The 22,199-nt window shown below is 59.5% G+C and carries 24 protein-coding genes; 11 read left to right on the forward strand and 13 right to left on the reverse strand.

The window, feature by feature from the left end:
* Positions 1-12: 12 nt before the first annotated feature.
* Positions 13-639 carry a TetR/AcrR family transcriptional regulator gene (locus ACWKWE_RS07815; protein WP_483850188.1) on the forward strand — a complete coding sequence of 209 codons (627 nt, stop codon included), beginning with the start codon at positions 13-15 and terminating at the stop codon, positions 637-639.
* Between the two features lie 6 nt (positions 640-645).
* Here the strand turns inward: ACWKWE_RS07815 and ACWKWE_RS07820 are convergent, their stop codons facing one another.
* The 6 genes from ACWKWE_RS07820 to ACWKWE_RS07845 form a co-directional block, all read right to left on the reverse strand.
* Complete coding sequence (locus ACWKWE_RS07820) at positions 646-1,935, reverse strand: two-component system response regulator (RefSeq protein WP_483850189.1); 1,290 nt, start codon at positions 1,933-1,935, stop codon at positions 646-648.
* A 123-nt stretch (positions 1,936-2,058) separates the two neighbouring features.
* A complete protein-coding gene (locus ACWKWE_RS07825) occupies positions 2,059-2,805 on the reverse strand; it encodes a GntR family transcriptional regulator (RefSeq protein WP_483850190.1) in 747 nt (248 codons plus the stop codon).
* 141 nt (positions 2,806-2,946) lie between these two features.
* A complete protein-coding gene (locus ACWKWE_RS07830) occupies positions 2,947-3,786 on the reverse strand; it encodes an SDR family oxidoreductase (protein WP_483850191.1) in 840 nt (279 codons plus the stop codon).
* Positions 3,787-4,060: 274 nt separating this feature from the next.
* Entirely contained in the window at positions 4,061-4,402 is a 342-nt protein-coding gene (locus ACWKWE_RS07835) for an antibiotic biosynthesis monooxygenase family protein (protein WP_166596343.1), read from the reverse strand.
* 38 nt (positions 4,403-4,440) lie between these two features.
* Positions 4,441-5,415 carry a zinc-dependent alcohol dehydrogenase family protein gene (locus ACWKWE_RS07840; RefSeq protein ID WP_483850192.1) on the reverse strand — a complete coding sequence of 325 codons (975 nt, stop codon included), beginning with the start codon at positions 5,413-5,415 and terminating at the stop codon, positions 4,441-4,443.
* A gap of 64 nt (positions 5,416-5,479) precedes the next feature.
* Positions 5,480-5,782: an ArsR/SmtB family transcription factor gene (locus tag ACWKWE_RS07845; RefSeq protein WP_166596341.1), complete on the reverse strand. Its 303-nt coding sequence runs from the start codon at positions 5,780-5,782 to the stop codon at positions 5,480-5,482.
* 161 nt (positions 5,783-5,943) lie between these two features.
* Here ACWKWE_RS07845 and ACWKWE_RS07850 point away from each other — a divergent pair, with 161 nt between their 5' ends.
* Both ACWKWE_RS07850 and ACWKWE_RS07855 read left to right on the forward strand, forming a co-directional pair.
* The gene (locus ACWKWE_RS07850) at positions 5,944-6,795 is read left to right on the forward strand and encodes a helix-turn-helix domain-containing protein (RefSeq protein WP_483850193.1); all 852 of its coding nucleotides are present in this window, start codon (positions 5,944-5,946) and stop codon (positions 6,793-6,795) included.
* Positions 6,796-6,884: 89 nt separating this feature from the next.
* Positions 6,885-7,433, forward strand: coding sequence for a carboxymuconolactone decarboxylase family protein (locus tag ACWKWE_RS07855; RefSeq protein ID WP_483850194.1), 549 nt, complete (start codon positions 6,885-6,887; stop codon positions 7,431-7,433).
* Positions 7,434-7,482: 49 nt separating this feature from the next.
* On the opposite strand, the gene ACWKWE_RS07860 is transcribed toward ACWKWE_RS07855, so the two are convergent.
* Entirely contained in the window at positions 7,483-8,274 is a 792-nt protein-coding gene (locus ACWKWE_RS07860) for a substrate-binding periplasmic protein (RefSeq protein ID WP_483850195.1), read from the reverse strand.
* A 390-nt stretch (positions 8,275-8,664) separates the two neighbouring features.
* Between ACWKWE_RS07860 and ACWKWE_RS07865 the strand changes: the two genes are divergently transcribed.
* Entirely contained in the window at positions 8,665-9,879 is a 1,215-nt protein-coding gene (locus ACWKWE_RS07865) for a rhomboid family intramembrane serine protease (protein ID WP_483850196.1), read from the forward strand.
* Here ACWKWE_RS07865 and gcvA read toward each other — a convergent pair.
* A complete protein-coding gene (gene gcvA / locus ACWKWE_RS07870; RefSeq protein WP_483850197.1) occupies positions 9,828-10,775 on the reverse strand; it encodes a transcriptional regulator GcvA in 948 nt (315 codons plus the stop codon). The two genes, ACWKWE_RS07865 and gcvA, sit on opposite strands and share 52 nt — an antisense overlap.
* A gap of 166 nt (positions 10,776-10,941) precedes the next feature.
* Between gcvA and ACWKWE_RS07875 the strand changes: the two genes are divergently transcribed.
* Positions 10,942-11,715 (forward strand): SDR family NAD(P)-dependent oxidoreductase, encoded by a 774-nt coding sequence (locus ACWKWE_RS07875; protein WP_483850198.1) that lies wholly within the window; start codon positions 10,942-10,944, stop codon positions 11,713-11,715.
* A 204-nt stretch (positions 11,716-11,919) separates the two neighbouring features.
* Here the strand turns inward: ACWKWE_RS07875 and ACWKWE_RS07880 are convergent, their stop codons facing one another.
* Positions 11,920-12,354, reverse strand: coding sequence for an Rrf2 family transcriptional regulator (locus ACWKWE_RS07880; RefSeq protein WP_483850199.1), 435 nt, complete (start codon positions 12,352-12,354; stop codon positions 11,920-11,922).
* Positions 12,355-12,438: 84 nt separating this feature from the next.
* Here ACWKWE_RS07880 and ACWKWE_RS07885 point away from each other — a divergent pair, with 84 nt between their 5' ends.
* Positions 12,439-13,218 carry a class I SAM-dependent methyltransferase gene (locus ACWKWE_RS07885; protein ID WP_483850200.1) on the forward strand — a complete coding sequence of 260 codons (780 nt, stop codon included), beginning with the start codon at positions 12,439-12,441 and terminating at the stop codon, positions 13,216-13,218.
* A 203-nt stretch (positions 13,219-13,421) separates the two neighbouring features.
* Here ACWKWE_RS07885 and ACWKWE_RS07890 read toward each other — a convergent pair whose 3' ends face one another.
* Positions 13,422-14,480, reverse strand: coding sequence for a Gfo/Idh/MocA family protein (locus ACWKWE_RS07890; protein WP_483850201.1), 1,059 nt, complete (start codon positions 14,478-14,480; stop codon positions 13,422-13,424).
* Between the two features lie 100 nt (positions 14,481-14,580).
* Here ACWKWE_RS07890 and ACWKWE_RS07895 point away from each other — a divergent pair, with 100 nt between their 5' ends.
* Entirely contained in the window at positions 14,581-15,477 is an 897-nt protein-coding gene (locus ACWKWE_RS07895; protein ID WP_483850202.1) for a LysR family transcriptional regulator, read from the forward strand.
* A 279-nt stretch (positions 15,478-15,756) separates the two neighbouring features.
* Positions 15,757-16,665 (forward strand): glutaminase B, encoded by a 909-nt coding sequence (gene glsB / locus ACWKWE_RS07900; RefSeq protein WP_483850203.1) that lies wholly within the window; start codon positions 15,757-15,759, stop codon positions 16,663-16,665.
* A 163-nt stretch (positions 16,666-16,828) separates the two neighbouring features.
* Here the strand turns inward: glsB and ACWKWE_RS07905 are convergent, their stop codons facing one another.
* Positions 16,829-17,839, reverse strand: a complete 1,011-nt coding sequence (locus tag ACWKWE_RS07905) for a zinc-dependent alcohol dehydrogenase family protein (protein WP_483850204.1) — start codon at positions 17,837-17,839, stop codon at positions 16,829-16,831.
* Positions 17,840-17,927: 88 nt separating this feature from the next.
* Here ACWKWE_RS07905 and ACWKWE_RS07910 point away from each other — a divergent pair, with 88 nt between their 5' ends.
* Positions 17,928-18,845 (forward strand): LysR family transcriptional regulator, encoded by a 918-nt coding sequence (locus ACWKWE_RS07910; RefSeq protein WP_483850205.1) that lies wholly within the window; start codon positions 17,928-17,930, stop codon positions 18,843-18,845.
* Between the two features lie 101 nt (positions 18,846-18,946).
* On the opposite strand, the gene ACWKWE_RS07915 is transcribed toward ACWKWE_RS07910, so the two are convergent.
* On the reverse strand, positions 18,947-19,681 hold the full coding sequence (locus tag ACWKWE_RS07915; RefSeq protein ID WP_483850206.1) for an SDR family NAD(P)-dependent oxidoreductase: 735 nt from the start codon (positions 19,679-19,681) through the stop codon (positions 18,947-18,949).
* Between the two features lie 115 nt (positions 19,682-19,796).
* Here ACWKWE_RS07915 and ACWKWE_RS07920 point away from each other — a divergent pair, with 115 nt between their 5' ends.
* Complete coding sequence (locus ACWKWE_RS07920) at positions 19,797-20,159, forward strand: winged helix-turn-helix transcriptional regulator (RefSeq protein ID WP_483850207.1); 363 nt, start codon at positions 19,797-19,799, stop codon at positions 20,157-20,159.
* A gap of 516 nt (positions 20,160-20,675) precedes the next feature.
* Here ACWKWE_RS07920 and ACWKWE_RS07925 read toward each other — a convergent pair.
* Positions 20,676-21,125: a DUF6196 family protein gene (locus tag ACWKWE_RS07925; protein WP_256665250.1), complete on the reverse strand. Its 450-nt coding sequence runs from the start codon at positions 21,123-21,125 to the stop codon at positions 20,676-20,678.
* Between the two features lie 118 nt (positions 21,126-21,243).
* Here ACWKWE_RS07925 and ACWKWE_RS07930 point away from each other — a divergent pair, with 118 nt between their 5' ends.
* Positions 21,244-22,185, forward strand: a complete 942-nt coding sequence (locus tag ACWKWE_RS07930; protein WP_483850208.1) for a LysR substrate-binding domain-containing protein — start codon at positions 21,244-21,246, stop codon at positions 22,183-22,185.
* The last annotated feature ends 14 nt before the right edge of the window (positions 22,186-22,199 follow it).

Below are 22,199 nucleotides of genomic sequence, written 5' to 3' on the forward strand. Positions count from 1 at the left end.
TCCGGAGCCGCCGTGACCGATTCCCGCAAACCCGCGATTTCCCTGCGCAAACAGCCCAAACAGGCCCGCTCTGAAGCGTCGGTATCAATCATTCTTCAGGCCGCTGTTCAGGTTTTGGCCAAAGAAGGCGCGACCCGCTTCACCACCGCCCGGGTGGCTGAGAAGGCCGGGGTGAGCATCGGATCGCTTTATCAGTACTTTCCGAACAAGGCCGCGATTCTGTTCCGCCTGCAAAGTGACGAGTGGAAGCAAACCACCGACATGCTCAGCCGCCTGCTGGAGGACAGCGCCACGCCGCCTTTGCAGCGATTGCGAAACCTTGTCCACGCATTCCTCCGCTCGGAATGCGAAGAGGCCGACATGCGTGTGGCCCTCGATGACGCCGCCCCGCTCTATCGTCACGCCCCGGAAGCCCGCGAGACCCGGCAAAAAGGTGAGCAGGCGATTGTCCGATTCATGCAAGAGGTGTTGCCAGACGCGGATGACGCCCATCGACAACGCGTCGGGGAACTGATCACCGCCACGATGAGCAAAGTGGGCAAGGCGTTTTCGCAAACGCCGAGAACCGAGGTGGACATCGAGGATTACGCGACGGCCATGTCCGACATGTTTTGCGCGTATCTGGAACGGTCGGGCTGACGCTCTCTACGCGTCGGGGGCGAATCGGAATTGCCCCTTGCCGCGCCGCTTCGCGTCGTACATCGCCGAGTCCGCCGCGCGCATCAGGTCTTCAATGGTGCTTCCGCTTTCCGGCAGGCAGGCGATGCCGATGCTGGCCCCCAGGCGGAAACGGGTCTGGTCGGCAGACACTTGGGTAATGAGTTTTTCGGCCACCGCCGCCGCGTCCTCGGGGCCATTCACACCTTCGATGATGACCGTGAACTCGTCACCGCCGATCCTCGCCAGTCGGTCGTAGGGGCGCAGGCAGCCTTGCAGTTGCTGGCTGACCCAACGCAGCGCGTCATCCCCCCGGCCGTGGCCAAATTGATCGTTGATCTGTTTGAAGCCATCGAGGTCCAGGTACAGCAACGCGCTCATCTTGCCGGTCCGTTGATTGCGGGAAATGGCAGCCTGCAACGCTTGCACGAACCCACGGCGATTGAGCAATCCCGTGAGTGCATCGGTGATGGTCATGACTTCGAGTTGGTGGTGAAGCTCGCGCACTGCCGACATGTCCAGCGCCAGCAGGGTCATTGCGTCCTGCCCTTGAGACAGGGGCGAACAGGACAGCGCGACCGGGATGCTTTGCCCTTCGCGATTGCGCAAATTCGCGTCGTGCAGCCGAAGCCTTTCGCCGCGCTGGAAATGGTCGAGCCACACCGAGGTCTGCCAGTCTTCGTCGTGGGGTGTCTCGATCCAGTCGAGCAAGGGCGTGCCTCGCAGTTCGTCATCCTGACACCCCAGCATGTGGGTGATCGCCGGATTGGCGAACTGGATGAGGCCGTCGCTGCCCACCACCATGATGCCCTCGGCAGTGTTGTCGAGAATCGAGGCATTGAACGCCCGCTCCCGCTCCAGTTGCCGACTGGTTTGCAGCAATCCTCGACGGTAACGGTCGTGCTCCAGCAGCACCCGCGCCTTGTGGATCAGCATCGTCGGCTGCACCGGTTTGGTCATGAAATCGACCGCACCGGCCGAATAGCCCTGATCGAGCACCTCGTCGGTCTGGCGCATCCCGGAGATGAAAATGATGGGGGTGAAGCGGGTGTTGGGGTCTTCACGCATTCGGCGGGCGACTTCGAAGCCACTCATCCCCGGCATTTGCACGTCCATCAGCACCAGGCCGATCTTGCCGGACGCCATGCAAGCCAGCGCCTTGGCCCCGGAATCGACGCACCGAACGGTTCTGTCGAGCTCTTCAAGCAGCTCCTGCATTTCTTCCAGATTTTCCTCCTGGTCGTCGACCACCAGGATTTCCAGCGCCTCGTCCTGCATCTGCTCACCACCTCCCTGTCACCCAACGTGTGCTGGCCAAATCACTGCTTGGCTAGCATAGCTGGGAGAAACGGGGCAGGCGTCTGTTTCGTACGTTATCTGATGATCGTCGACAGGCGACGGTTACCGATCGATCCGCAACCGATACTGGAAAGCGTCACCCCGGTAATAAAGGTATTCGAAATCCAGCGGCTGTCCTTCAGCGGTATGGGTCAGCCGTTCGATGCGCATGATCGGCGCTTTAGTCTTGAGACCCAGCGCAGCGGCCATGTGCGCAGTGGCTTCAATGGCGTCGATGGCCAGGTCCGCATGGCCGAGGGAGATGTCGAGGTCGTTTTCCAGAATGAGGAAGATGTCCCGAGTCGCAAGGTCGGCCGATGCCAGTCGGCGCCCGACCGTCTCTGGCAGGTAAGTGATTTCCAGCGAGACGGGCTCACGATTGACCAATCGCACCCGTTGAATCTCCAGCACCGTGTCGCCTTCGCTCAACTGCAGTCGCTGGGCCACTGTCGCGTCGGCGGGCACGTAGTCGAAGCCGCACAACTGGTTCACGACTTCGTAGCCCGAATCTGCCAGCGCCTCGGCCAGCCCTTTGAGGGACGTGACGTTCTGAAACGCCTTGGGCTTGGAGACGAAGGTGCCCTTGCCGTGGATTTTGAAGATCAACCCTTCCATCTGCAGATCGCCCAACGCCTGCCGCACCGTGATGCGACTGACGCCAAACGTGGCACCCAGTTCGCTTTCCGATCCCATGCGACTGCCCGGCTGAAAAGTGCCGTCCAATATGCGCGAGCGAAGGTATTCCTTCAGCTGCGTGTAGAGCGGTACGGGCGAGTCGTGGGTCAGTTTTGCGGTCGAGTCGAGGGTCATAGAGGTCTGGCTTAGAGGCGATAACGCGCGGCGGCCAGGTTCGTCGGACAGGGTGTCGGACGAACAGGCGTCAATACAAGCTGCGCTAGCCTACCCCAGCCGGGCAGGCTTTTTCATCCTTGACGCATCTGTCAGCCACATTCAGATCGGCATACCCGGCTTGATATCGAACGCCTTTTGAACCAGCTCGGAACGTTGTCCCAGCCCGTCGGTGCTCTTGCGTGTCCATGCAGAATCGAGCTGCTTACGCTGCTGATCAATGATTTCCTTGGGTTCCACGTTCCGGTAGCTGACGATCTCACCGGTGATCACACCGATCGTGGTTGCATACACTGGCTCGGGGTCGTATTGCTCGTGGGGGAACGCGAGCTTGCTGTAATCGAAGAGGCGCTGCGAAGGGTCATCCTGCCAGTTTTTCCAAGTCTCAAACATCCGGTCATTGAAGCCCGTCAGGAACGGACCGGGATTGACCGTCGCGACCTCGATTCCGAACTCTTTCAGCTCTTGGCTCATGGCCTCGGCAATCGCTTCGACCGCGTGTTTGGAAGAGGCATAGGCGCCAGCGAACGGATCGGTGGTCAGTCCTGCGACCGAGGACATGAACACGATCTTGCCGCGCTTCTTGGCCACCATTTTTTTTACGATCATCTGCGTGAGGATCAAGGGGCCGATGACGTTGACTTCATACTGACGGCGCAGGTTTTCCGCCGGGATGTCCACCGTGGCGCCGCCTTCCGAAATACCCGCATTGTTCAGCAGTACATCGACGTCCCACTCGGCGGCGTTGCGGCGATCCCCTTCATGGGTGACGTCCAGTTTTTCAATTCGAAGCTGCACGCCTCTGCGCTTGGCCTCCTGTTCCAGCGCATGCACCTGCGCCACGATTTCCACACCGGCGATGACGGACAGCCCTTCGGCAGCCAGCCTCAGGGCCACTTCATAGCCAAATCCGGTGCCTGCGCCTGTTACGAGAATGGTCATAACGATTTCCTGTCGTGAGCGTGAGAGAACCGGAGCATCGGCGCCGCAATCAGCAGAATGGAAGCGATGTGCAGCCTTCGACTACTCGTGTTCTCAATGGGTTTGGAGCGGGTCCAAAATAACGCTTGCCAGACAGATGACCGTGAAAGGGCTGAATGGATTCACTGAATATGCGCTTGAGGGATGAATGGACGCGGGGAAAAGCTGATCAGAACAGCAGACAGCAAGGGACGTCACTCACTCGCCCCTTGCTGCCTCAGACACCCGGATCGCCCTAGTTGGCTACGCGGACGGCTCCGTTCGAACCAGCCTGTTCGCCTTCAAAAAAAGCGGTGCCCTCGATGTGGTAGACCGTCGGCTCTTCCGAGAAATACGCCTCCAGCCCCTGCATGAACAGCCGGTGATCTTCACTTTCCTCGAAACCCGGTGTGTGGTCCTGAAGTGATCGCCAACGCACGATCAGGTTGAATCGTTCGGGGGTTTCGATGCCTGGCGCGAGCAGGTGACCTTCATAACCCTGTGCGCGGGTGAGCAAGGGCGTGACCTCGGCAAATGCACGTTTGAACAGCTCCGTGCGCTCTTTATGAACAGGTAGCAACGCGATCTCGTAAATCATGATGGGCCTCGACAATGACGTGAACGTTTACAAGCGGGTTACGGGATAAGCGATGGCTCGACGGCGATCGCGATTTTTCCGAGAACGCCGTTGTTGGGCATCTCCAGCCGGGCATGGGCGAGGGAAATGTCGGCGAGCGAATAGACGGCACCGACATGCGGCCGCAATTGCCCCCGCTCGACCAACGCGCTCAGTTCATCGAGCTTGCCGCGATTCTGTCGTGTGAACACGAAGTGATAACTGGCGTTTTTGCCCCAGGCCTGAATGACGTTTTGGGGTTGAGAGATGTCCACAATCGAGACCACGCGGCCGAGCTGCGCCAGCACATCGGGGCTGCGCGACAAAGTGTTGCCGCCGATGGTGTCGAACACGACATCCACGCCGCGACCTTCCGTTTCGCGTAGGATGGCGTCGACGTAATCTTCCCGTTCGTAGTCGATGACCACATCGGCGCCGACACTGCGGGCGAACTCAGCGTTGGTCTCGCGCACGGTCGTGAACACCTTCGCCCCCACGGCTTTGGCCAGTTGGATTGCCACATGACCGACGCCTCCCGCACCGCCATGGATCAGGATGCTTTCTCCCACTCTGAGCGCGGCACGCACGACCAGCGCTTCCCACGCCGTGCCGCCCACCAGGCTCAGACTGGCCGCTTCGAGGTGACTGAGCGAGGCAGGTTTCTTGCCGATGATGCTTTCGGCAGCGACGTGGTATTCGGCGTAGCTCCCCGGCCCGTCGAAGATTTGTGGGGTGTACCAGACCTCGTCTCCTGGCGCGAAGGCGGTCACACCCGGCCCGACAGCTTCGACGACGCCCGAGACATCGTGTCCGGTGATGGCGGGCCGTGGCACTAGGTCGGCGTAGTCGCCACGGCGGACCTGATAATCCAGCGGATTAATGGACGTCGCGTGTACCCGAACCAGGAGCTGTCCCGCGTTCGGCACAGGCGTGGGCACGTCGCAGAGTTGGAATGAATCGGGTCCGCCAAAGGCGTTAAGGACCATCGCTTTCATTGTAATTCCTCATATCTATAAAAAGGGATATCGAGATATCTCGATATATTGGGGTAAAAAAAACCTACAAGTCTTTCCCTATGATCTCGGCCAGCGCGCTGATGGTTGCTTCATTCCGTTTGTAATACGTCCACTGACCGATGCGCCGGACTTCGACCAGGCCCACCCGTTGCAGCGTGGCGAGATAACCGGACACGGTCGATTGCGAGAGCCCGATACCCTCTTGAATGCTGCTGACACAAACGCCCACCGTGTGAACGTCCCCTTCATCCTGCGGAGGGAAGTTCTTCTCGGGGTCCTTCAAACCTTTCAGGATTTGAAGACGCGTCGTGTTCGAGAGGGCTTTGAATATTTCGATCAGTTCCATGCCGCGAGAATATCGAGATTTATCGATATGTCAATACGTTTCGAAGTCAGCGAGCTGAATCGCGGGAGATTGGGCTCGGACAATTACACCTCATGTCATTGTGGCCACCCGCCCCGCTTCGCTACAGTCCTACCCCCATCACCTGCGCCACAGGTCACGCCATGCCCGCCACCCGCCTCGCTCAAAACGTGTCGAAAGAATTGGGCAGTCTGTTGCGCTATTGGCGGGGGGTGCGCGGCGTGAGCCAGTTGGACCTGTCGCTGGACGCCGGTATTTCGCAACGGCAGATCAGCTTCATCGAAAGCGGGCGCAGCGTGCCCGGTCGGCAGACGCTGCTGGACCTGGCGCAATCCCTTGAAGTGCCTTTGCGTGAACGCAATCTGCTGTTGCTGTCGTCAGGTTACGCGCCGATGTATTCGGAAGCGGGCTGGAGTGCTCAGGAGATGGCGCGGGTCAGCGCGGCGGCGAGTCGCGTGCTGCTGCAACACGAACCTTTCCCGGCGCTGATCATGGACCGCTACTGGAACGTGTTGCAGGTCAGCCCTTCGACGCTGCACTTTTTCAACCGCTTCATCGACATGCAGGCGCGCACCGGACCACGCAACATGCTGCACTTGATCTTCGACCCGAAGGGCCTGCGGCCGCACATTGCGGATTGGGACAATGTGGCGCGCAGCCTGATTCAGCGGGTCCGCCGCGAGTCGCTGGGTCAAGTGATCGACCCTCAGACCCGGCAGTTGCTGGACGCTCTGTTCGGCTATCCCGACGTACGTGCCGAGTGGCTATCCCAAGGCTTCTCGGGAAGCGAATCCGGCTTGCCCGTGGTGCCACTGGGGTTCATTCATGGAGGCGCGGTGCTCAACTACTTTTCGATGGTGAGCACGGTTGGAACCCCGTTGACAGTGGCCTCTCAGGAGCTGCGCATCGAGTGCCTGTTTCCGGCCGACGACGCCACTGAAGCCCTGCATCTGCAGCTCATGAAAACCATGACCAATGAAGACGCGATGTCATGACCTGACAGGTAATTGTTGGCCCTGAGCCCCGTCCCTAAGCTGGCCATGTTGTTTTCCAAACCACTGGCTCGACCTCACAGGACACGCTCATGACGCACTTTCCCGTTTACACCCTCGACACAGCACCCGAACTTTCCCGCCCCGCTTTGAACGGCCTGGCTCAGGCCTTTGGCCGGGTGCCCAACATTGCAGGCGCCATGGCCGGCTCCAGCCAATTGATCAATGGATTGGTAGGCGTCTTCGGGCAGGTGCACGGGGGCAGTTTCACCGAAGCGGAAATCCAGGTGCTGCTCCTGACCAATGCCGTGACCAACGCGTCCGCATGGGCGGTGGCGTTTCATTCGTGTCTGGCGCTCAAGGAAGGTTTGTCGGAGACCGATGTGCAAGCCATTCGTCAGCGCCGGTTGCCACAGGACGCCCGACACGCCGCACTCTCGCGCCTCGCGCGGGCGCTGATCGAAAACCGTGGGCATCTCGATGACGCAGCGAAAACGACCTTCATGTCGGCAGGCTTCAATGCATCGCTGTTGCTCGAAGTCATTCTGGTGGTAGCCGCCTCGACGATGACCAACTACACCGCCAGCGTCGCTCAACTGGCGCTGGACGAGTTCCTCGAACCCTTCGCCTGGAGCGCGTGAGACACGCCCGACAACCGATCGCCTCGACCCTCCCGGTCGAGGCCATCGCTCACGGCTTCACGCTTTCACGTTGCTGCGCATTCCACAGTTCCAGATTCGATGTGACGAGGTCTTGCGGGAGGGAACTGGCGACCATTTTCTGCATTTCCTCCTTGATCCTGTTTCGTAAGGGTTGGGGCAGGCACTGGGAGTTGGGTGACAGCGCCAAGTACAGCCCTTCCCGGCTGATCGGCGGCTCAAGGGCCTCTACGGCATCCTTGACCCCCAGTTTTTTTGCCAAGGCCCAGCCGGGAAACTGTTCGAAAATCACGAAGTCGTTGCGTTTGAGGATGAGCTTCTGGAACGCCTGATTCGCCGTCGGCACTGCTTCAAGGGACAGGTGGGCCTTCGCGTAATCGTCGAACGCCTGTCCGTAGCTGTTGTTGACCAGGGTTCCACCGTTGCGCCCGATCAGATCCGCCCATTCGCGGTAGGGGAACCCGTCGTTGCGCCGGACCCAAATCATGCTGGACGTATACAGAAACGGAGGGTCGACGAAATTCAACGTCCGCGCCCGTTCGGTGGTGAGGAAATACCCGGCCAACATGTCAATGCGGCCCGACCTCACCTCTTCCTGCGCCCGTGACCAGGGGCCTCCGTACAGGACGTCGATGCGCATGCCCAGTTGCGTGCCCAAATGCTGGATCAGGTCGGCGTTGGCGCCAATGAGTCGATGAGGGTTCGCTGGATCGCGCCACAGGTAAGGCGGGTATTCGGCATTGCCGGTGGCGGTCAGGTGATCACAGGCGTCCTCGCTGAACGCCACACTGGGAATCAGCAGCAAGGCGGCTGTGACAGACATGAACCCGCAGATACGACGCCCTATCATCCTGAACCTCTAGAGGGAAAACCCGAAGGCACGCGGTGTGCCGCTGCCGTATGACGCTCTCGAAAAATGTGCCCCCATCGCACTTGCAACTCACGTGCCGCCGCTTTCCAGCGACGGACGTTTCGGGAGGACCTTCGCCTGTCATGGCGGGGGTCCGGACAATCCGTCTGGGAGCTTAGCTCACAAGCGAATCCAAAGCATGAAGCCTTCCTTTGTCGAGAGAAAGGCCACCACGGCACCATCAAGAAATTGTGTGGCCGGTCGATCCATTGATACGCCCAGGAAGGAGCCTTAGGCACCCGTAACGACAAACGTCCGTTACCGGAACGCTTCTTCCATCCCGTGAACTCAAGGACACTCTCGATGGAACGAACAGAGCCGATCACGGCCCCTCTCGATCAGGCCGCAAACGCTGCATACAATGGATACAGTTTCTCCACAAGCACCACCAAGGTCCGGTTTGCGGTCCAGCCCAAGCGCGGAAAGCGCGGTGTCACCCGGTTATCGACACAAACCAATGGTCGACTCGACTTCACCTTTGATGCGGTTGAACTGAGCAAATCGAAACGCAGGCTGTTCCGGCGTCCGGTCGAGACGAAATGGACCTTCGCCCGCAGCCAGATCTTTGATGCCAGGATCACAGGCGTTGAAGTGTTCTTCGATGTACACACCCCGGAAGGCATTCAGCAGGTGATCGTCATTCCCGCCAAGCGTGGTTTGGCGCGCACGATCTTCGAGCAATTGCCGACCCGGATGACGCCTGCCCGAGCCGAGGAACAGGCCGCACTGGACCAACACGCCGAGCGAATCAAAACACTGACTCCGATCACTTGGGTCACTTACGCATTGATCGCGATCAACCTGCTGGTGTACCTGGCGATGTGTGCCGGCGGCGTGGGCGTGATGGCGGAAAATGTCGCCCTGACGGTGGGGTGGGGCACCAATTATGGTCCTCAGACGCTGTCCGGCGAATGGTGGCGCCTGCTCTCGTCGGTTTTCGTCCACTTCGGCCTGTTTCACTTCGCGTTCAACATGGTGTCGCTGTACCTGATGGGTCGATTGGCTGAGCGTCTGTACGGCAGCCCACGCTTTCTGGCGCTTTATCTGTTCGCCGGGCTGACGGGAACTCTGGTTAGCGTCTTGTGGCACCCCATCAACAACAGCGCTGGCGCGTCAGGCGCAATCTTTGGGGTGTTCGGCGCGCTATTGGTGTTTCTGCTCAAATATCGCCGCGAACTACCCACCTCGATTGCCGTGCAACAACGTACCTCGATCCTGGTGCTGATCGGCTACAACCTGTTCTCCGGCTTCACTCATCATGGCATCGACAACGGCGCGCACCTCGGTGGATTGGCCGGTGGCATGCTGATCGGGTTCACGCTGGCGAGATCCCTCAACGAACCTGCCCGCTCGAAAACAGCCTTGCGCAGCCTCATTGTTTCAGGCGTTCTGGCGTTGACGGTGTTGGGCGCATCGCTGTACGTGTTGACGGAGATTCGTGAGGCGATCGGCGTGGAGCTTGCGCGTCAGAAGCAGTCAGCGACACCGACACCCGGATTGCCCGCACCTGACGCCTGAGCCAGCAGCCAGTCGCGAAACGCCTTGATTTTTGCCAGTTCCGCCACTTCGGGGCGATGCACGATGTAGTAGGCAAACGCCAACGGGCGACGGGTTTCGCCGAAGGGACGGACCAGGCGTCCAGCCGTCAGGTCATCGCGCAACATCACACTGCGCCCGAGCGCCAACCCTTGGCCGTCGATGGCCGCTTGAAGTACTGCTGCCGAGTTGTTGATGCGCAGGCCGTGCTCGGCATTCACGTTCGGGTAGCCCGCAGCGTCGAGCCAGGTCCGCCACGTTGGATAAGTGGGATCACCTGCCATCGACAGGTCATGGATCAACGTGGCATCGGCCAGCATTTTCGCCGATAACCGACCTCGTTTGAGCAGCGGATACGTGGGCGCACAGACCGGATACATTTCTTCATCCATCAACTTGATCGCTGTCAGCCCCGGCCAATGACCCGTGCCGTAGCGCACGCCGATGTCCGTGCCTTCGGCGATGAAATCCACGGGCCTGAGATTTGTGTCCAGCAGGACATCGGTCTGCGGATGCGCCCGTTGAAAATCCTCGATGCGCGGCAACAGCCATTTGGCCGCGAACGCCGGGCTGACGGTCACCGTCAATCCGGTGTTGAGCGAGCCTTCCTGCAAGCGCGCCAACCCCATCCGCAAACGCTCGAATCCTTCACGAATGTCCGGTAACGCTTCGCGGGCGACATCGGTCGGGACCAGCCGCGCACTGCCGCTGGACGCTCGGTTGAAGAGCGACACACCGAGCCACGACTCCAGAGAACGCACCTGTTGGCCCACGGCCGCCGACGTGACGTGCAGTTCCGCTGCCGCCGCAGAAAAGCTCTGATGCCGGGCAGCGGCTTCCAACGCTCTCAGGGCGTTGAGGTAGATGGGTGTACTCATGAGTTAAAGATTTTCTTTAATGATCGAAAACGAATTCTGATTTGTGAGGCCTGCGGCCGAGGCAAAGAATAGCAGCCAGGACGCCGCGATCCCTAGTGACCGACGGACGATAACCCGTCCGATCACTGACGCGGCCTTCACTCCCTCACCATCAGGAACGCTCATCATGAAAAGATTTACTTCCAAGATTGCCATCGTCACCGGCGGTGGTTCGGGCATCGGTAAAGAAGTCGCACAGCGGCTGGTCGCCGAAGGTGCAAGCGTGGTCATCACCGGGCGTGACGCTGCCAAGCTGGAAAAGGCCGCCACCCAGATCGACCCTACCGGCCAGCGCGTCCGCACGCTCGCCGCCGACATCGCCAACCCTGCCACTGCCAAGGCCCTCGTGGCGCTGGCCACCTCAGAGTTCGGCGGCGTGGACATCCTGATCAACAACGCTGGTGTGTTTAATCCGAAACCGTTTCTGGAGCTGGATGAGCACGAGTATGACGGCTTCGTCGACATCATCCTCAAAGGCAAATTCTTCATGGCTCAGGCGGCCGCAAAGGCCATGCAACAACGCGGCGGTGGCGTCATCGTCCAGACCGGCTCGCTGTGGGCATTGCAAGCCATTGGCGCCACACCGTCAGCGGCCTACTCGGCAGCTAACGCAGGCGTGCACGCCCTGACGCGTAACCTCGCGATCGAGCTGGCGGCCTTCAACATCCGCATAAACACCGTGGCCCCCGCCGTGGTGGAAACGCCGGTCTACAACACGTTCATGGACGACGATCAGGTCAAGGCCGTACTGCCGACCTTCAACGCCTTCCACCCGCTGGGCCGCAATGGTCAACCGGCGGACGTTGCCGAGGCGATCCTGTTCATGGCGTCCGAGCAGGCGTCATGGATCACCGGGACAGTGCTGCCTGTTGATGGTGGTGTGACAGCTGGGCGTATTTGAAGGGAGGCCCAGTGCCGGAGAGGTGTTGACCGCCAAAACTGAAAACGCCCCATGCCCAACGATGAATCTGGCGATGCGTTGGCGCACATCATCGGGGCATGGGGGGACTGGCTGTGAGCTGCCCCCTGCGTCCGTCATTCGAAAGCGAATCAGTCTCGATAGGCGGCAGCGCGTGTCGAACAGATCAGGCGATGACGGAACAGGCTACTCAATCTCAGCAGCACGACGCGCATCGAACAAACGATTGAGTTCACCCAGGCTAACGCTGCGAAACCGTTCCACCAGCACCGACTCCGCTTCCCGCAATGCTTCATCAACCGCAAGGTTGACCACCTGTTCGATCATGCAATCGGGGTTGGAACGCTCATTGCCGATGGCGAACAGCGAGGGCTCTCCCACCGCGTTATAAATGTCCAACAGCGTGACCTGCTCAAGATCACAGGTGATCACCCAGCCCCCACCATGCCCCTTCTCCGAATGAACGTAACCCGCGTCACGCAGGCCAGACATTGTTCTGCGAACCACCACCGGGTTCGTTCCAAGCATCTCGGCAATCCGGTCTGACGTGACGGGCCCGTTGTGCCGCGCCATGTGCACCAGGATATGTAGCATTCGCGAAAAGCGGCTGTCGTTGCGCATCGTGTGCTCCTTCGTTTCCGATACTTGGCAGAAAGCCTCGACTCATGATACTTGTAAAGTTACATGAATTTCGAGGACCGCGCGATGCGTGAATTTGAGAATCCCGATCACTGGGACGTTGCTGCAAAGCATTATCAGAAAACGGCGCACCCCTTCACTGCGCATTTCGCAGAAGCGGCGCTCGCACGGATTTCGCTGACGCCTGAGAGCCGCGTGCTGGATGTCGCCACGGGCACCGGAGCACTCGCCTTGGCAGCCGCACGAACCGGCGCACAGGTACTGGCCACGGACTTTTCCCCCGCCATGGTGGCGTGTGTGAAAAGCGCCGGGCTGGCCAATGTAGAGGGCCGAGTCATGGACGGTCAGTCCCTCGATTTGCCCGATGCCAGCTTCGACGCGACGTTCTCGATCTTTGGTGTAATCATGTTCCCCGACTGGCGCAAAGGCCTGGCCGAAATGCAACGCGTCACCGCCATCGGCGGATATGGCATCGTCGCCACGTGGCAAGAAAGAGGGGCTGCGACGTTTCTGTTGTTGGGAAATGTCAGGCGAACACTTTTCCCGGATCGCCAAGGCATGGCGATGCCCGAGGCCGTAAAAGCGCTGAGCGATCCACTGGATTTCGCCCGCGAATTGATCGCCGCCGGGTTTCGGGACCCTGTCATCGAAAGCGTGACCCATCCCTATCAGCTGGACGTGAAGTCGCTCGACAACCCCGACACACTGTTTGGAATGTCGCCCGACTGGACGAGCCTGACCGATACAGAGAAGGCCGCAGTGATTGCGCACGTCAGGGAAATGGCGGGCGTTGATCCTGTCCTGCTCATTCCCTCCACCGCATTGATCGCGGTGGCGCAGCGCTGACGATCAGAAAGGGTTGAATGATGGGACGAGAATCGTTGCCCACAATAACGCGTCAGGTGCGACCCACGTGGGGCTGTGGGCAACAACGCCGACCATCAATACCGGTCTGTTCGCGAAGACTGTTCATGACAAGGACGTCCTCGCTGCAGGGAACGGCCCTGGGGCTACTTGCCTTTCAACGGTTGGTGCCATCCCAAGGCTCCTCACGGCAAAGCCGGTTTTGCCAGCACATCTTCCACCAACCGGGTGAGTTGCACCGCGTGATCGAAGCCGACAACTTCGGATGTCCCATCCAGAATGTCATCCCGCAACGCGCTGTACAGACCCGCCACGTTGACGGCACTGTCCGAGAGCGCTGCCAACTGTCCCTCTTCCATGGACTCGCGCCTGCCATCGCGCGACAAGCTGATACGCCCAGCTTGCAGACCCCGAGGTGCCCCGCCATCAAGGCGCAGCGTGCCGCACTCCCCGACGATCTCAAGATAGAAAGGCGTGGCCTGTTGGCGCCCTCCCGACACTTCAACAGAAAAAGGCACCCCAGAAGCCAATCGACCTTGCACCAGCAGATGATCGAATGTACGACGCTCAACCCGCTGAGGCGGTTCGCCCAGTTGAATGAACGGATATTGGCGGGAGGTCAGTGCAGACATGGACGCCAGCGACCCACCCAGCGCCAGTACCAGATCAAGGGTATGGGCGCCTTGAATGGTCACCATGTTGGCGAAATTTGAAGGGTCTTCCAGATAGGCAAATTGCGGCGGCACGTCCGGTCCGAAGCCTGCGGTGGATGAGAATGCCCTCAAGCTCAACACGCGTCCAATCGCGCCCTTCGCCAGCCAATGCTGCGCTTTTTGTACTGCCCGGCTGCCGCGCAGTTGCAGGCCAATCGCATGTTTGACACCAGCCATGCGAGCAGCGTCAGCGATCTCGCGGGCTTCACACACGCTGAGGCCCAGAGGCCACTCACTGTAGACATGCTTGCCAGCTGCAATCGCCGCCAGCAAAAGGTCGCGGTGGTCGGGGACGCGTGTGGCAACCGTGACGATGTCGACGTCGGGATCATTGATCAGCGCCAAGCCATTCGCATAGCCCTTGGAAACTGCCAAGGCACGTGCAGCCTCGTCGGCGGTTTGCTGGTGTGTCGTGGCCACGGCGACCAATCGCATGCCGTCAATCGCATTAATGGCTGGAACATGCGCCTCGTGGGCCCATCCCCCTTTCATGTTGACGCCGATGATCCCGATTTTGAGTTGACGTGACATAGATACCTCCGCTGACTGGGTCTGTCGGATACACGCTACGTCACACCGTTGGTTTGATTAAGATGTCAAAAACACTAATACCTGAAACCAGGAGTTTCGAATGAGCGACCGTCTAACCAGCATGGCGGTGTTCGTGAAGGTCTGTGAAGTTGGCACATTCAGCGCCGCCGCCGTCACACTCGGGCTCTCATCGCAAATGGTGGGTAAGCACATACGAGCGCTTGAGACTCGCCTCGGAGCGCCACTGATTCGACGTTCCACGCGTCGCCAGCATCTCACTGATGTTGGTCAGCGCTTCTACGATCGATGCGTGCTCGTGCTGGCGGAGGTCAAGGCTGCGGAGGCAGTCGCTGAAGAATTGAATGCCTCACCGCGAGGGCGATTACGTGTCAGCGCCCCCGTCGGCTTCGGTGCGTGCGAGCTCGCTCCCGCGCTGATGCACTTCATGGAGCGTCACCCGGAAGTCGAGATCGAATTGGCATTGACCGATCGCTTTGTCGATCTCGTGAAGGAAAACTTTGACGCCGTACTTCGGCTCGGCCCCATCGCCGATAGCGCCCTCACCGTTCGGCAAATAACACGGCATGCGCAAGCCCTGTGCGCGGCCCCTTCGTATGTCGCGCGCAAAGGCGCCCCGTTGACACCTGACGATTTGCATCAGCATGACTGTCTGAGCTTCGTGAATGCCTCAGGCTTACCCTATGCGAATTGGGTATTCAGCAAGAATGGCATCGAGCACGCTATCAAAGTGCACGGCCGTTTCCAGGTGAATGACGGGCGCGTCCTGACGGCGGCAGCGATTGCAGGGCGCGGGATCATTCTTCAGCCCAAGGCAGTGTTGCGAGAACATCTGCAGCGCGGAACCCTGGTATCGCTACTTGATGACTACGCGGCGCCTAGCAGAGACATGGCGCTGCTGTTCTCATCCGCAAGGCCGCAACCTCCCAAAATGCGTGCATTCATAGACTTCATCGTGGCCCACTTCCCATACGATTGATTACGGCGATGAAAGGCGCATAACGCTCAGGTTGACTGAGTAGGCTACTCCGTACGCCGACCACAGCATCGGTCTCAGCGGGACGCGTGAACAACCAACCTCCCAGCGCCCTGTTGCCAGTGTTCAGAGCGCAGATTGACCGGACTTTCTCAAGCGTCCGAAGCCCTGAGCCCGAGTCAATGTCCCACCCTTTCACACTCAATGTGTGATCTCTCCCCCTCACCCTTCGTCAAGAATTCGACCCCGTGCTGTCGTCGGGGACTGATAACAGGGCTTTCCATGCAAACGCTGTTGAACGAGATTCTCGACGAAGTGCGTCCCTTGATCGGCAAGGGCAAAGTGGCTGACTACATTCCCGCGCTGGCCGATGTGCCAGCGCAGCAGTTGGGCATTGCCGTGTATGGCAACGATGGCAGCTATCACTGTGCGGGCGACGCGCTGGTGCCGTTTTCGGTGCAGAGCATTTCCAAGGTGTTCAGCCTGGTTCAGGCCATCGGCCACTCGGGTGAAGCCATTTGGGAGCGGCTGGGTCATGAGCCCTCGGGTCAGCCGTTCAATTCGCTGGTCCAGCTGGAGTTCGAGCGCGGGCGCCCGCGCAATCCGTTCATCAATGCGGGAGCGTTGGTGATTTGCGATATCAACCAGTCGCGCTTCGCCGCGCCGACGTTGTCGATGCGCGATTTCGTACGACGGTTGTCGGGCAATCCTCACGTGCTGATGGATGCCCGTGTGGCCGACTCCGAATACCAGTTCCGCGCACGCAACGCAGCGATGGCGTACCTGATGCAGTCATTCGGCAACTTCCACAACGAAGTCGAGGCCGTGCTGCGCAGTTATTTCAGCTACTGCGCGCTGCGAATGAATTGCCTCGATCTGGCCCGAGCGTTCTGCTTCCTGGCCAACGACGGGTTTTGCAAGCACAGCGGCGAGCGGATTTTGACCCGGCGCCAGACTCAACAAGTGAACTCGATCATGGCCACGAGCGGGCTGTATGACGAAGCCGGAAATTTCGCCTACCGCGTGGGACTGCCCGGCAAGAGTGGCGTGGGTGGTGGGATTGTGGCCATCGTGCCGGGGCAATTTACGGTCTGCGTGTGGTCGCCGGAACTCAACGCCGCGGGCAACTCCCTCGCCGGCATGGCGGCGCTGGAGTTGCTGAGTGCGCGGATCGGGTGGTCAGTGTTCTGAGTGACGGCTGGCCTTTCTCCGGAAAGGGATCAGGCCGGTATCTCGTGGCAGTCCTCCCTCATTTTCTCAGGCTGTCGTCCAGCCAAGGATTGCAGGTGTGGGCACGCTGAAAGGTAAGCCGGTCGGTGGGTGTGTATGGCATCCGCCGAATTGTCCACCCCGTCTACCAGCCGGTGCGAACGGCGATTTTGCCAAAGTGTGCACCCGCCCCCATCCGCTCATAGGCCGCCTTCAACTGGTCCAGTTCGAAGATTTGATCGACCACAGGCCTGATGCGGTGGGCAGAGATAGCCCCAATCGCCGACGCCAGGTCGGCGACAGAGCCGCCATTACTGCCCTGCACGCGAATTTCCTTGAAAATCACAGGCATCAGGTTGGCGGGCTGCGCAGCGCCGTCCAGAAAACCAATGGCCGCCACAGTCCCCCCATGGCGAACAGCGGCTAACGACCGCTCGAAGCCTTGGCCTCCCACCGGGTCGATCACCAGATCCACGCCCTGCCCTCCCGTTCGATCCAAGACAAAACGGTCCCAGTCCGGGCTGTCTCGATAATTGAATGTTTCATCAGCCTTGAGCATTCGGGCGCGTTCCAGCTTCTCGTTGGACGACGAAGTGATGATGACCCGGGCGCCACGAGCCTTGGCCAGTTGCAGGGCAAAGATGGACACGCCCCCGGTGCCCAGCAAGGCCACCGTCGAACCCGGACCTATGTGGGCGGTGTCGAGCGCGCGCCAGGCTGTCATGGCGGCAATGGGCAGCGAAGCCGCATCCTCCCAACTCAAGTGATCCGGAATTTTCACCACGGTTGCGGCATCCAGCTCCGCAACCTCCACCAGCGAGCCACGGACGGTGGCGCCCCTCATCGGACCGGCCAGTTCAGCCGAGGCGCGGCCTGCAATCCAGCGAGGCTTGATGTGGATGACCACACGATCCCCGGCCCTGACCTGCCAGACATCCTCGCCTACCGCCACCACCTCACCGGCGCCATCAGCCAAGGGAATATTGGGATACACCGCACCGGGGTACTGACCATGAACGACCGCGATGTCGGCGAAATTCAAGCTCGCAGCTTTGATGCGGACCAGCACCCTTCCGCGCCCCGGTTGAGCAGGGTCAGCCAGTTCGACGGGCAAGAACGCATCAAGTGACGGGGCAGTTAACTGTATGGCTTTCATAAGGCTCTCCAGAAATGACAGGAGGCCATTATGAAATGCTGCGTTTTGAGACAGAATACGAAGATCCTACCGTTCATAGATGTGAAAAATGCAGGAATCCTTTTTCTCCGATTTGAATGAGCTTTCGGCGTTTGTTGCCTTGGCCGACACCGGATCGTTTTCAGCGGCGGGTCGACAAATAGGTCGGGATGCCACTGCGGTGTCCCGCAGGTTGAGTGCGATGGAAGCCCGCCTGGGCGTGCGTCTCGCCGACCGCAGCACCCGCAAAGTGGCGCTCACTGAAGCCGGTCAACGCTATCTTGCGCGGATCAGGCCATTGCTCGACGGGCTCCAGTCTGCGGGCCGGGAAGCGGCAGAGCAGGTCGACGGCCAAGTACGCGGGCATCTGCGGATCTCGTTGCCTGGCAGTTTTGCCAGGCGCTGGATGACGCCGCTGATCGTGGGGTTCCTGCATGCACATCCATTGGTCACGATCGAAGCCGATACGAGCAACCGCTTCGTTGACCTGATCGGCGAGCACTACGACCTGGCCATCCGCCTGGGCGTATTAGCCGACTCTCGACTGGTTGCACGCAAGGTGGCAGAGCGTCGCCGGGTCATTTGCGCATCACCGGCATTTCTGATGAAACATCCCCACCTTCAGGCGCCTCAAGACCTCGCCGGTATTCCCTGCCTGTGCAACACCCGCAACAGCAATCCCTACCGTTGGGCGTTCACTCAGCCAGGACAGCGTCGCGAAGTCGTATCCGTTCGCGGCCTTCTTGCTTCCGAGGAACCTGAACTGCTGATAGAAGCTGCACTGGAGGGACTGGGTGTTCTGCACTCGACACGCTGGTACGTCGATGCCCACCTCAGGGAAGGCAGCCTCGTGGAGGTCATTCCGGACTGGCAACTGGATGACCGGGGGGCCGTCTATGTGATCACGCCAGCCACCTCAGGCACCCCTAACAAAACGCGGGCGTTTTCGGACTGGGTAGCGCAACACCTGGCGAGCGAGCTGGGATGAGGGCAGTTGTGGCTGCCATGGCGTGAACAGCGCGATATCCCAATTCTCCAAGGCCCGACGGCTTCGACGATCGGATGAGAAATCCCGTCGGGCGCAGTGGATCAGAGTTGGGCGAGGCCGCCGTCGACGCCCACTTCGCTGGCAGTCATGAAACTGCTGTCCGACGAGGCAAGAAACGCTGCGGCCGCTCCGATCTCTGCGGGATCAGCCATGCGCTGGAGCGGGGTCATCGACGCGTAGACCTTCAGGCCTTCCTCCCCCAGCGCAGCCTTGGCGAGTTCAGTGGCCGTCGCACCGGGTGACAAGACATTGACCCGGATGCCGGTGCCTTTAAGATCTTCGGCCCAGGACCGCGCAAGGTTGCGCACGGCCGCTTTGCTGGCGCTGTAGGCGCTCATGGCCGGGGCGCCGGTGGTGCCCGCGCTCGACCCGGTCAGGATAATCGAACCGCCTTCGCCCATCAGCGGCAGCGCTTGCTGGACCGTGAAAATCGTCCCTTTCACATTGGTGTCGAAGGTGTCGTCAATGTGCTCGGCGGTGATACTGCCAAGGGGCAGCGGGCTGCCTGCACCCGCATTGGCGAAGACGATGTCGAGGGTGCCGCGCTCGGCTTTAACGGCGGCGTAAAGCCGGTCAAGGTCGGCAGGATCAGACACCGAGCCTTTCACCGCGCGGGCGTTTGGGCGAAGCTCGGCCACCGCCGCGTCGAGCGCGTCTTGCCGACGACCGAAGATGAACACGAAAGCGCCCTCCTCGATAAAGCGTTTTGCAGCGGCGCGGCCAATGCCGGTTGCGCCACCAGTGATCACTGCGGTTTTGCCATTCAATCGGGTCATGTCGTGCATCCTTCAATGAGTTTCTGCTCAAGCCGAGGAACGGCTCGCTTGGAAATCAGGATGCGGCGCTGATAACCTAACGACAAGTATGCACATTTTGGTAAGTACCTAAAAAATGACGACATCACCTGAAATCTGCGACACCGGATGTGGGCTCAACGCCACGCTGCGCGTCATCTCCGGCAAATGGAAACCGTTGGTCCTTTTTTTCCTGAGGGACGGCGCGAAGCGCTATGGCGAGTTGAAACGGCTGATACCGGGCGTGAGCGACAAAGTGCTGATCCAGTCGCTAAAAGACCTGGAAGCCGATCGCGTGCTGGCGCGAACGGACTATCAGGAGGTGCCTCCACGTGTGGATTACACCTTGACGCCGCTCGGCCGGAGTCTGGCGCAGGCGATCATTCCGCTGTGTATATGGGGGACTGAGAATGCGGTAGAGATGGCGCGGATTTTTGCGGAACAGGATGCCGTGTCGTAGCGAAGTGCTGGGTGTGCGCACTTCGGATAACGCGGCACTCACATGCTCATCCGGCATTGCAGCGCGCAAGGAATCGAGATGAGGGGTGAAAAATGTGTCTCGGTCAAAACCCGATTTGGCTCAGGACGCCAGTGATACTCTTCCTCGCTAATTCTCCTAGATCGTATATGGACATACCGTCCCGCTTCATCATTCATGAGTCACCTCGCTGGATTGTGAACCATCGTATGGACAGTGCATTGCCTCACTATCTGATGCTCAGCGCGAGGCAGATGACAAACTTGCTGGCCGCACTTCCGGCTCAAGCGTTGGCAGCATCAGGGCTCTTACTGGGCCTGAAACGGCTCCATATCTGGACCTATTCCGCGTAGCGGGTTTCGTAGCACGTAGACCGCTTCGCGAATTCCGCTAGGTGGCGCAAGCATCCTGCTCTAAAGGCGATTCTTGAAAACCGACGGATATCGGCCAGCAGCCACATGGGCAAGCGAATACGGTTACCGTATTGCTCTCCTGCATCTACTCGGCCATGCAGCCGTCAACCAATGCCTGGATCTCTGTAAAGACATCCGAAGCCAGACTCGCCGGAACGCCCCAATAATCAAAGATTCCCCCCTCATCCTGGTGCTGGCCGCAAGTCACGAAAACGCCAGTCCCAAAGCGCTGTTTCAGTCGACTGGCCAACCAGCCCACGAACCCGCTGTTGTCGATACCGTGAGGAAAATGGAAACGGAAGACGCCAAAAAGCTCCTGCTCGGAGGCTTCGCAGGGGACCAACTGACTCCACACCTTGTCATCTCGAACGAGTGCCAGTGCGTCGGGATGTACGGCTCCCGGGAAAGATGACAAAGGAAACTCCAAAAACGCATACGTGCCGGTAAAGAATCGGACGCGCGCCTGGGTCATGACGCGTAATAGCCGACGCTCCGCATCCTCAGTCGTTTCATGCGATATGTTCACCATTTCCATATCTCCGCTCTGTGAAGCGCAAGGCGCTTGCATTGATTGACCCGAGCGATGTTAAGCAGGAAGATTTTCAAGATAAATGCCCGACATAGAACAACATTGACAACCAAAGGTTGTAGATATGGATAAGCTGAAAAGCATGGCCGCCTTCGTCGCAGCAGCAGAGGCAAGCTCTTTCTCCGCAGCAGCAGCACTGCTAGGCGTCACTCCGCAGCTGATTGCCAAACAGGTAGGAAACCTGGAATCACAACTAGGTCTCAAACTCATCACCCGGACCACTCGCCGTCAAAGCTTGACCGCCTTGGGTGAAGAATATTATTCGCGCTGCAAGGCAATCCTGAAGGACGTTGAAGATGCTGAAGCGCTGGCACTGGCGGCAAACTCCACGCCGCGTGGGAAGATCAGAATCAGCGCACCGTACAATTACGGCTCACATCGGTTGATCCCGTTCCTCACCCAATACCTGACGCGCTATCCCGAAACGGAAATCGAACTTGAACTGACAGACAGGTTCGTGAATATCGTGGAAGAAGGATACGAAGTCGTTTTCCGGCTGGGTAAACCGCAATTAGCCGACAGCGCTGCGTTAGTGCAGCGCTGTTTGAGACCTTTCAGGATGTTCGCCTGCGCATCGCCTGCTTATCTATCGCGCAAAGGGACCCCGCTCCACCCCGAGCAACTCGTGGACCATGACTGTCTGGGCTATCTATTTTCCGATCGAATGACGGACAAAGTCTGGCGCTTCACCAAAAACATGCAGGCGTTCACAATCCCCATTACCAGCCGACTGAAGGTCAATAACACCCTGGCCAAGGTCAATGCAGCATTGTCGGATTTCGGCATCACGCTCTGTGTAGAAGACGTGCTCATGCCCTATGTGCAACGTGGAGAGCTGGTTGTACTTTTCGAGGACTTCGAAGGACCTACCTACCCCGTCAATCTGATCTACCCCGCCGACCGTCGTCCCTCAGCAAAGGTCAGACGCTTCATCGACGAAGTCGTCGATGCTCTCGGCGTGCCGCAGGGCAAGCGCAGCGAGGGCTGTGAAATTCGCTCCTCATGAATGCCTGCCGGAAT

It is taken from the genome of Pseudomonas salicis, assembly GCF_057128705.1.